At 57.3% G+C, this 9828-nt stretch carries 10 protein-coding genes; 4 read left to right on the forward strand and 6 right to left on the reverse strand.

Annotated elements, in window-relative coordinates; all coding sequences use genetic code 11:
* Positions 1 to 209: 209 nt before the first annotated feature.
* Complete coding sequence (locus AC3VI7_RS02365; RefSeq protein WP_489668250.1) at positions 210 to 980, forward strand: IclR family transcriptional regulator; 771 nt, start codon at positions 210 to 212, stop codon at positions 978 to 980.
* 7 nt (positions 981 to 987) lie between these two features.
* Here the strand turns inward: AC3VI7_RS02365 and pbpG are convergent, their stop codons facing one another.
* The 6 genes from pbpG to AC3VI7_RS02395 all read right to left on the reverse strand — a co-directional run bounded on the left by pbpG (position 988) and on the right by AC3VI7_RS02395 (position 8244).
* The gene (gene pbpG, locus AC3VI7_RS02370) at positions 988 to 1944 is read right to left on the reverse strand and encodes a D-alanyl-D-alanine endopeptidase (RefSeq protein ID WP_489668249.1); all 957 of its coding nucleotides are present in this window, start codon (positions 1942 to 1944) and stop codon (positions 988 to 990) included.
* Between the two features lie 211 nt (positions 1945 to 2155).
* Positions 2156 to 3697 (reverse strand): 2-isopropylmalate synthase, encoded by a 1542-nt coding sequence (locus tag AC3VI7_RS02375; RefSeq protein WP_489668248.1) that lies wholly within the window; start codon positions 3695 to 3697, stop codon positions 2156 to 2158.
* 231 nt (positions 3698 to 3928) lie between these two features.
* Positions 3929 to 4735, reverse strand: a complete 807-nt coding sequence (gene pssA, locus AC3VI7_RS02380; protein WP_489668308.1) for a CDP-diacylglycerol--serine O-phosphatidyltransferase — start codon at positions 4733 to 4735, stop codon at positions 3929 to 3931.
* 153 nt (positions 4736 to 4888) lie between these two features.
* Positions 4889 to 5905, reverse strand: coding sequence for a ketol-acid reductoisomerase (ilvC, locus tag AC3VI7_RS02385; protein ID WP_009453580.1), 1017 nt, complete (start codon positions 5903 to 5905; stop codon positions 4889 to 4891).
* Between the two features lie 63 nt (positions 5906 to 5968).
* Positions 5969 to 6460 (reverse strand): acetolactate synthase small subunit, encoded by a 492-nt coding sequence (ilvN, locus tag AC3VI7_RS02390; RefSeq protein WP_369415525.1) that lies wholly within the window; start codon positions 6458 to 6460, stop codon positions 5969 to 5971.
* Between the two features lie 2 nt (positions 6461 to 6462).
* Positions 6463 to 8244 (reverse strand): acetolactate synthase 3 catalytic subunit, encoded by a 1782-nt coding sequence (locus AC3VI7_RS02395; protein ID WP_489668247.1) that lies wholly within the window; start codon positions 8242 to 8244, stop codon positions 6463 to 6465.
* A gap of 273 nt (positions 8245 to 8517) precedes the next feature.
* Here AC3VI7_RS02395 and AC3VI7_RS02400 point away from each other — a divergent pair, with 273 nt between their 5' ends.
* The 3 genes from AC3VI7_RS02400 to AC3VI7_RS02410 all read left to right on the forward strand — a co-directional run.
* On the forward strand, positions 8518 to 9084 hold the full coding sequence (locus AC3VI7_RS02400) for an RNA polymerase sigma factor (protein WP_489668246.1): 567 nt from the start codon (positions 8518 to 8520) through the stop codon (positions 9082 to 9084).
* Positions 9084 to 9578: a DUF3619 family protein gene (locus AC3VI7_RS02405; RefSeq protein ID WP_489668245.1), complete on the forward strand. Its 495-nt coding sequence runs from the start codon at positions 9084 to 9086 to the stop codon at positions 9576 to 9578. The genes AC3VI7_RS02400 and AC3VI7_RS02405 overlap by 1 nt, the downstream gene beginning before the upstream one ends.
* A gap of 3 nt (positions 9579 to 9581) precedes the next feature.
* Positions 9582 to 9828: DUF3106 domain-containing protein (locus AC3VI7_RS02410; protein WP_489671379.1), on the forward strand; the 247-nt coding region annotated here is incomplete at its 3' end.

Below are 9828 nucleotides of genomic sequence, written 5' to 3' on the forward strand. Positions count from 1 at the left end.
CCGACTGGCGGAGGACGACTCTACCATCAACCCATGGGTCTTTTTCAATGTGTGGCCCGCGTCAGTGCAGAGTGTCACCCAGACACACTTACCAGCTGCTTGCGTATCATCCTAGTGATAACCCTTAATATTTTGCCGGCGGTTTTTTTCATCCCTTGATGAGCCAATTTCGTCATGCAAAATAGGCTCATCCACGTTCTCACGCCACCATGACCTCCAAAGACAGCGCAACGCCAACGATCCAAGTCCTTGAACGTGTGTTTGCCGTCTTGGATGTGTTGGCAAGCCATCAAGACCCGGTGGCCCTGAAACAGATCAGCGCCCAGAGCGGCTTGCATCCATCCACTGCGCATCGCATCCTCAATGATCTGGCGGTGGGCCGTTTTGTGGACCGTCCGGCCGCAGGGACGTACCGCTTGGGCATGCGCCTGCTGGAGCTGGGTAATCTCGTCAAGGCACGGTTGGATGTCCGTGATGCCGCCATTGGCCCGATGCGTGAGCTGCACAAGCTGACACTCCAACCGATCAATCTATCGGTCCGGCAAGGCGATGAGATCGTCTATATCGAACGCAGCTTCAGTGAACGATCAGGGATGCAGGTGGTGCGCGCCATCGGGGGCCGTGCCCCGCTGCATCTGACCTCAGTGGGCAAGTTGTTTCTGGCTCAAGACGACCCGACCAAGGTGCGCGCCTACGCCATGCGCACCGGCTTGGCGGGTCACACCCGCAACAGCCTCACCGATTTGGGTCAATTGGAGCGCGAACTCTCTCGTGTTCGCCAACGTGAGATCGCACGTGACAACGAGGAGTTGGAGCTGGGCGTTCGGTGCATGGCCGCCGGCATCTACGACGACCAAGGCCGGCTCATCGCGGGCTTGTCGATCTCCGCTCCCTCTGATCGCTTAGAGGAAAGTTGGTGTGATCGACTCAGAGAAACAGCCGCGCAAATTTCCACGGCGCTGGGGTATCGCGCGCCCTGAAGCGCCCTCAGGACACCGGGGCCACGATGTGTCGCGGCTCTGAGGGCACTTGCTCGGTTTGAGCCCGATGGAGCATCCAACGGCGCACGCGTTCAGCATCAGCAATTCGCGAATTTTTGCCTTGTGAGTCAAGAAAAACCATCACCACATCGCGATCAGCAAGATGCGTCTGCATGACCATACAGCGCCCAGCTTCGGCGATATAGCCGGTCTTTTGAAGGCCAATTTCCCAAGCTGGATTGCGTACCAGCGCGTTGGTGTTGCGATACGGAATCACTCGACTGCCCACCGTGATTTGATCCGCTGGTGAGGTTGAGAACTCCCGTATCAGTGGCTGTGTATAGGCCGCCATGACCAAACGGGCCAGATCCATGGCGCTTGATTGGTTCTTGCTCGACAGCCCTGTCGGTTCGACATAGTGCGTATCGTGCATCCCGAGCTGCTCGGCCTTGCGATTCATCACCGCCACAAAGGCCTGTTCACCCCCCGGGAAATGACGCCCAAGTGAGCTGGCGGCCCGGTTCTCAGACGACATCAGCGCCAGATGCAGCATCTGCTCACGCGATAAGCGCGCACCCACGCTGAGCCGAGAGCGGCTGTGTTTCTCGTTATCGACATCCTCATCCGTCACTTCGAGGATCTCATCCATCGGTAATCGGCTTTCAACCACCACCAACGCCGTCATCAGTTTGGTCAGGGAGGCAATGGGTAAAACCGCCGAAGGATTTTTGCTGAACAGGACTTCAGAGGTGTTCTGATCCACCACCAAGGCCACACTGGACTCAAGAGAGAGGGCATCCCGCGTTGCGTGTAGGCCGTAACTTCGGCCAAACGAAACCGGCGCGGCATACCCCGCTGAACTGCCATGTTTGGCCTTGGCTTTTTTGAGATGCGTGGCTTTTTTTGCAGCGTGAACAGGTTCGGCAACACCCAGTACCAAACCCGAGAAACTGACACTCAACATCAGCGCACGAAGCAAAGAAGCATTCAACAGAGGACGAAATTTTTGCATGGACACGATGAAACCCAAGGGCTATATGCGCCCATCAATGGGCCCTATGAGTCTAGGGGAAAGCAACCTACGCAGCAACGTCAGAAGATGAAGGAAACGTGAGAGTGTGCTTTCACAAGCACACTCTCACCCCTTGATTCAGGGCTTGGCGCAAACGGGCTGATCAGCCTTGTGCTGCCACGCGGTCGTTTTTGCTACGCAATTTATTGAGCGCTGCCAAATAAGCCTTGGCAGAGGCCACCACGATATCGGGATCGGCACCGACACCATTGACAATTCGGCCCCCTTGCTGAAGCCGCACGGTCACTTCGCCTTGGGATTCGGTGCTCCCCGAAGTGATCGCATTGACGGAATAGAGCAGTAACTCAGCGCCGCTGCGCACCTTGCTCTCAATGGCTTTGATGCTGGCATCGACCGGCCCATTGCCTTCGGATTCGGAGTGATGCTCTTCCGCCCCCGCAGCAAAAACCACCTTGGCTTGGGGACGCTCACCCATTTCGGAGCTCTGGGACAAGGCAAGCAGCCTGAAATGCTCGTCGTCGCTGCGGGCACCGTCATCGTTGACCAAGGCCAAAATATCCTCGTCAAAGATCTCACTTTTGCGATCTGCTAAGTCCTTGAACTTCATGAAGGTCGTGTTGATTTCGGCCTCCGAGCTCATCTCGATGCCCAGATCTTGCAGACGCTGCTTGAAGGCGTTGCGCCCCGACAGCTTGCCCAACACGATCTTGTTGGCGCTCCAGCCCACGTCTTCGGCGCGCATGATTTCGTAGGTATCACGCGCCTTGAGCACGCCGTCTTGATGGATGCCTGAGGCGTGGGCAAAAGCGTTGGCTCCGACCACCGCCTTGTTGGGCTGGACCACAAAACCTGTGGTCTGGGCGACCATGCGCGAGGCCGGCACGATCTGCGTGGTGTCGATGCCTACATCCAGATCAAAGTAGTCGCGCCGCGTCTTGACCGCCATCACCACTTCTTCAAGCGAGCAGTTGCCAGCGCGTTCACCCAAGCCGTTGATGGTGCATTCCACTTGGCGCGCGCCACCAATCTTGACGCCGGCCAAAGAATTGGCCACCGCCATGCCCAAATCGTTATGACAATGCACCGACCAAATCGCCTTGTCAGAATTGGGCACACGCTCACGCAAGGTACGGATGAAGTTGCCGTAGAGCTCAGGGATGGCGTAGCCCACCGTATCGGGCACATTGATGGTTGTCGCCCCTTCAGCGATCACGGCTTCAATCACGCGACAGAGGAAGTCCATGTCCGAGCGATAGCCATCTTCGGGCGAAAACTCAACTTGTTCGCAATGCTGACGCGCAAAGCGCACCGCCACCTTGGCCTGTTCATAGACCTGATCCGGCGTCATGCGCAGCTTCTTCTCCATGTGCAACGCACTGGTGGCGATGAAGGTGTGAATACGCGAGGAGCGCGCCCCGCGCAGGGCTTCGGCCGCACGCGAAATATCGCGTTCGTTGGCGCGCGCCAAGGAGCAAATGGTCGAGTCCTTGATCAGATCGGCAATGGCCTTGACCGCTTCAAAGTCGCCGTTGCTGGAAGCGGCAAAGCCGGCTTCGATCACGTCCACCTTGAGGCGCTCCAGTTGGCGGGCAATACGCAGCTTTTCATCGCGCGTCATCGAAGCGCCGGGTGACTGCTCGCCATCGCGCAAAGTGGTATCAAAAATGATCAGCTTGTCGCTCATAAATATCTCCGAGGGGTCTCGACTCGAACGCTGTACCCGCAAAAACCAACGGCCCGCAGCGTTGCGCTATGCGGGCCGTTGATCCAGAAAAACAGGTAGGACTGGTCAGCGCGCCCGCAACAACTCGCCTAGAAGAAGCACTTCTAGAAGGAGTTGCGAAAAGGGTGTGGCAACGCGAAAAGTCATGCGGGCAAATATAACACGCAGACCCGACACGCTAAAGCGCAAGGCTCAGCGGTGTAATCCCTGCTCTTCAGGCTCATCGGTGGACGTGGACATCAGACTCACGGGCCGACCTTTCAGCTTGCGGAAAAGATAAACGCCGTAACCCGAGAAACCGTAGACCACGAACAAACCAAACAACACGATCGGCGGGTGATAAGCAATCAGCGCAAAGGCCAAGGCAATCGCCACGATCACGATGAACGGCACCGAGCGTTTGAAGCTGACATCTTTGAAGCTGTAGAACGGCACGTTGGTCACCATCGTCAGCCCCGCGTACAAGGTCAGACCGCAAGTGAACCAACTCAACCACTCGACCTGCGAAACGCCCTTGACGCCAGCGTCATCCAGCACCCAGATGAAACCGACCACCAGTGCCGCTGCGGCCGGGCTGGGCAAGCCTTGGAAGAAACGCTTGTCCACCACGCCGATGTTGGTGTTGAAGCGGGCCAACCGCAGGGCTGCGGCAGCGCAATAGACAAAGGCAGCAATCCAGCCTACCTTGCCAAGCCCCTTGAGCGACCACTCATAAACAATCAACGCGGGTGCAGCACCAAAGGACACCATGTCGGAGAGGCTGTCCATTTGCTCACCAAAGGCACTGGTGGTGTTGGTCATGCGAGCCACACGGCCATCAAGACTGTCGAGCACCATCGCACACATGACCCCAATGGCCGCATTGTCGAAATGCCCATTCATGGCCATGACGATGGCGTAAAAACCACCAAAAAGAGCCGCCAGAGTGAACAAGTTCGGCAAGATATAGATGCCCTTACGCCGAGGGCGGATGCCGTCAGACCCATTGCCTGCTTCCATCACACCCTCGTCTTGACGCCCCGATTCCATCGCACGGTCCTGCCCAGAAAAATGATCCATGCGCCGATTATCGGCCATGCCTGATCTCGGCCATAAAAAAAGGTGCCGATCAACGGCACCTTTTTAGCAAGCAAAAGCAGGGCTTCAGCTTGATCAGTTGCGGCTCTTATCGACCAACTTGTTGGCCTTGATCCAAGGCATCATGGCGCGCAGCTGTTCACCGACTTGCTCAATCGGATGCTCAGCCGTCAGGCGACGACGCGAGATCAGGGTCGGCGCACCGGCCTTGTTTTCCAAGATGAAGGACTTGGCGTATTCGCCGGTCTGGATGTCCTTCAAGCACTGACGCATGGCGTTCTTGGTGTCTTCGGTGACGACGCGCGGGCCAGTGACGTACTCGCCGTATTCGGCGTTGTTCGAGATCGAGTAGTTCATGTTGGCGATGCCGCCTTCATAAATCAGGTCAACGATCAGCTTCAGTTCGTGCAAGCACTCGAAATAAGCCATTTCAGGCGCGTAACCCGCTTCGGTCAGCGTTTCGAAACCCGCCTTGATCAGCTCAACCGCACCACCGCACAAGACGGCTTGTTCGCCGAACAGATCGGTTTCGGTTTCTTCGCGGAAGTTGGTTTCGATGATGCCGGCCTTACCGCCGCCATTGGCCGCTGCGTAGCTCAGGGCCAGATCACGGGCCTTGCCAGTCTTGTCAGCATGCACAGCGATCAGGTGGGGCACGCCGCCACCTTGAGCGTAGGTGCCACGCACGGTGTGACCAGGAGCCTTCGGGGCCACCATCCAGACGTCCAGGTCATCACGCGGAATGACTTGGCCGTAATGGACATTGAAGCCGTGAGCAAACACCAGCGAAGCGCCTTGACGGATGTTGGGTTCAATCTCGCGCTTGTAGACGTCGGCGATTTGCTCGTCGGGCAACAGAATCATGACCACGTCGGCGGCCTTGACGGCTTCAGCGACTTCAGCCACCTTCAGACCAGCCTTTTCGACCTTGGCCCAAGAAGCACCGCCACGACGCAGACCGACGGTGACGTTCACGCCGCTGTCGTTCAGGTTTTGGGCGTGGGCGTGGCCTTGGGAGCCATAGCCGATGATCGCAACTTGCTTGCCCTTGATCAGGCTGAGATCGGCGTCCTTGTCGTAGTAGACCTTCATGGAAACTATCCTTGGAAAATGAACGGGATGAAAAAAGAAGACTGCGGGCGGGCTGAAAAGGCCTCAGACGCGCAGGATGCGTTCGCCGCGACCAATGCCACTGGAGCCGGTACGGACGGTCTCAAGAATCGCAGTGCGATCCACGGCTTCCATGAAAGCGTCGAGCTTTCCAGAGTCGCCGGTGAGTTCGATGGTGTAGGTCTTGTCGGTCACGTCGATGATGCGACCCCGGAAGATGTCAGCCATACGCTTCATCTCCTCGCGCTCCTTACCGACAGCACGCACCTTGACCAACAGCAACTCACGAGCCGTGAAGCTGCCTTCGGTCAGATCCACCACTTTGACCACTTCGATCAAGCGGTTCAGATGCTTGGTGATCTGCTCAATCACTTCGTCCGAGCCATTCGTGACGATGGTCATGCGCGACAGAGAGGCATCCTCGGTCGGGGCAACGGTGAGGCTTTCGATGTTGTAGCCCCGAGCCGAGAACAAGGCGACGACGCGCGACAAGGCACCAGGCTCGTTTTCGAGCAGCAAGGCAATGATGTGTTTCATGATCAGAGGTCCTCGGATCCCAGCAGCATTTCAGAGATGCCTTTACCGGCTTGCACCATCGGCCAGACGTTTTCGGTCGGGTCAGTGCGCACGTCCAGAAACACGGTGCGATCCTTCAAACGAATCAATTCTCTGAGGGCGGGCTCAATCTCAGACGGCTTCTCGATCTTCAAACCCACATGCCCGTAGGCTTCGGCCAACTTGACGAAGTCCGGCAGCGCGTCCATGTAGCTGTGGGCGTAGCGACCTTCATAGTTCAACTCTTGCCACTGCCGCACCATGCCTAGATAACGGTTGTTCAGGGCAATGATTTTGACCGGCGTCTTGTACTGCTGGCAGGTCGAAAGCTCTTGGATGTTCATCTGGATCGAGCCTTCGCCGGTGATGCAGAACACATCCGAGTCCGGCTTGGCCAGCTTGATGCCCATGGCATAGGGCAAGCCCACGCCCATGGTGCCCAAACCGCCGGAGTTGATCCAGCGACGCGGCTCATCGAACTTGAAGTACTGCGCCGCCCACATCTGGTGCTGACCGACGTCAGACGTGATGTAGGTGTCGCGGCCCCGCGTCAGCTCCCAGAGCTTTTCAACCACGGCTTGCGGCTTGATGACATCGTCGGAGAGCTTGTACTTCAGGCACTCACGACCCCGCCACAGCTGAATCTGATCCCACCAAGCGGCCAAGGCAGCCGGTTCAGTACGCTGCTGAGTTTCGCGAATTTGCGCAATCAACTCACGCAACACGTCACGCACATCGCCCACGATGGGCACATCCACCTTGACGCGCTTGGAGATGGAGGACGGGTCGATGTCGATGTGAATGATCTTGCGATCCACCGATGCAAAGTGCTTGGGATTGCCAATCACACGGTCGTCGAAACGCGCACCCACGGCCAGAACGACATCGGCGTTCTGCATGGTCATGTTGGCTTCATAAGTCCCGTGCATGCCCAGCATGCCAAGGAACTTCGGATCAGACGAGGCAATCGCACCCAAGCCCATCAACGTATTGGTGACGGGGTACCCCAGCAAATCGCACAGTTCACGCAATTCGGCCGATGCGTTGGCCAAAATCACGCCACCGCCGGTATAGATGTAGGGCCGCTTGGCCGACAACAGCAGCTGCACAGCCTTGCGGATTTGTCCGCCATGGCCCTTGCGCACCGGGTTGTAGGAGCGCATTTCCACCGATTCGGGGTAATGGAAAGCGGTCTTATTGAACGAGACGTCCTTGGGGATATCCACTACCACCGGGCCGGGTCGGCCGGTACGGGCAATGTGGAACGCCTTCTTGAGAACGCCTGCCAGATCGCGCACATCCTTGACCAAGAAATTGTGCTTGACCACCGGACGGGTGATGCCCACCGTGTCGCACTCTTGGAAGGCATCAAGACCAATGGCGGCTGTTGGCACCTGCCCGGTGATGATCACCATCGGGATGGAGTCCATGTAGGCCGTGGCGATACCTGTTACCGCATTGGTCACACCCGGACCCGAGGTAACCAGCGCCACACCCACGTTGCCTGTCGCGCGGGCATAGCCGTCAGCGGCATGCACAGCAGCTTGTTCGTGGCGCACCAGCACGTGCAGGAAGCTGTCTTGCTGGTAGATTGCGTCGTAGATATAGAGGACAGACCCGCCAGGGTAGCCCCAGATGTATTTCACGCCTTCGGCTTGAAGGCATCGAACCAAGATCTCGGAGCCATTGATCTCCGGACCGGCAGCATGATCGTGTGGGGTTGACATTGGATTGCTAAGTTTGTGTTCCGCGGCAGACATGTTCATCTCGAACCTTTCGGGTTTTCTCTGACGAAAATCGAACGGTGTCCATCCTCGTGATGGCAGCCAAAGCAACCATCGCACCCTTGTGGGGCGGATTCAGGACCTGCGCGGCCAAAACGGAAAGACCCGGGTCGGGCAAACAGTTCAGACCAGTCATGCAGGTTATGCAGCCCTCCATTATCGCATTCACTGAGCACTTGGGCAGTCCAACCGTTGGACATCTGGCTTAATGCGCCATAATCGCGCCGCCCCGACAACCCCCATGGCGAACGGCCCTTGAGCAGCGACCGCGAACTCTCCGACTTCCTGCGCAACGTTGAAAAACGTGCCTTTAAGCGAGCCGTCTATTCCGTAAGAGATGATGAAGCTGCCTTGGACATCGTCCAAGACACCATGATCAAGCTCTCCGAACGGTACAGCGACCGCCCGGCGGCCGAATGGCCCATGCTGTTTCAGCGCATCCTTTCGAACACGATGATGGATTGGTTTCGCCATCAAAAAGTTCGTAATGCGGTGCTGCATAACTTCAGCGATTTCGAGGGTGACGATAGCGACGGTGATTTTGATTTTCTCGAATCACTCGAAAATTTAGAGTCCACCACCGGCACAGAAAGCAGTGCTGACGCTTTGGAACGCACCCAGACTCGCGCAGCCATTGAAGATGAGCTGACAAAGCTGCCCACACGTCAACGGGAAGCCTTCCTGATGCGTTACTGGGAGGAGATGGATGTTGCCGAAACGGCCCAGACCATGGGATGCTCCGAGGGAAGCGTGAAGACGCATTGCTCGCGGGCCGTTCATGCGTTGGCCAAGGCGTTAAAACTGCGGGGAATAACACTGTGATGAATACCGAACGTGATGCACAACTGATGGCGGCTCCCGAGCAAGCAGCCTTGGAGGCTCGGTTCGGCTACAAGATCACCACCTGTTTGGAACGGGATGAGGGTGCGCTGCCGCACCACGTCCAAGAGCGCTTGCGCGTTTCTCGTTTGATGGCCATCGACAAGGCACGTCAAGCACGCCAACGTCAACGCCAAAAGAGTCAACAAAGCACCCCTAGCCTCTCGGTCGTCGGTCGTGGCATGGGTGCAGCACTGCTCGGCGGCGGATCTGGCGGTGACCACGCATCATGGTGGGTCAAACTGGGCACCTTTGCACCGCTTGCTGTGTTGGTTTGTGGCTTGTTGCTGGTGCATGAGTGGCAGTATCAAGAGCAAATAGAAGCCGCCGCTGAGGTCGATGCCGCGCTCTTGGGCGATCCCTTACCCCTTTCAGCGTACACAGATCCGGGGTTCTCCGAATTCCTCAAGGAACCGCAAGATATCGCGCTGGAATGAGAGATGGTTTCCATCGAGATGTTTCGCATGATCAGCCGCCCAACGTGGGCCTTCATTTTGTGTGCCGGGATAGGGATGGTCACCTTGTTGGGGGGCCCCCAACAAGCCTATGCCGAGGAGACTGGCCCCACTTGGTCGCAATTGAGCAAGACTGAACAAGCCGTTTTACTGCCTTTGGCACCCCACTGGGCTCAGCTTGATGTGCCGCGCAAGCAAAAATGGCGTGATGTCGCAACACGCTTTCCACAAA

The organism is Leptothrix toolikensis (SeqCode) (genome assembly GCF_057922285.1).

What these genes read in the sequence shown, in the direction of transcription:
- ilvN (WP_369415525.1), bottom strand. Translation starts at nt 6,460, where the DNA reads ATGAAACACATCATTGCCTTGCTGCTCGAAAACGAGCCTGGTGCCTTG.
- pbpG (WP_489668249.1), bottom strand. Translation starts at nt 1,944, where the DNA reads ATGTTGAGTGTCAGTTTCTCGGGTTTGGTACTGGGTGTTGCCGAACCT.
- pssA (WP_489668308.1), bottom strand. Translation starts at nt 4,735, where the DNA reads ATGGAAGCAGGCAATGGGTCTGACGGCATCCGCCCTCGGCGTAAGGGC.
- AC3VI7_RS02405 (WP_489668245.1), top strand. Translation starts at nt 9,084, where the DNA reads ATGAATACCGAACGTGATGCACAACTGATGGCGGCTCCCGAGCAAGCA.
- AC3VI7_RS02375 (WP_489668248.1), bottom strand. Translation starts at nt 3,697, where the DNA reads ATGAGCGACAAGCTGATCATTTTTGATACCACTTTGCGCGATGGCGAG.
- AC3VI7_RS02365 (WP_489668250.1), top strand. Translation starts at nt 210, where the DNA reads ATGACCTCCAAAGACAGCGCAACGCCAACGATCCAAGTCCTTGAACGT.
- ilvC (WP_009453580.1), bottom strand. Translation starts at nt 5,905, where the DNA reads ATGAAGGTCTACTACGACAAGGACGCCGATCTCAGCCTGATCAAGGGC.
- AC3VI7_RS02395 (WP_489668247.1), bottom strand. Translation starts at nt 8,244, where the DNA reads ATGAACATGTCTGCCGCGGAACACAAACTTAGCAATCCAATGTCAACC.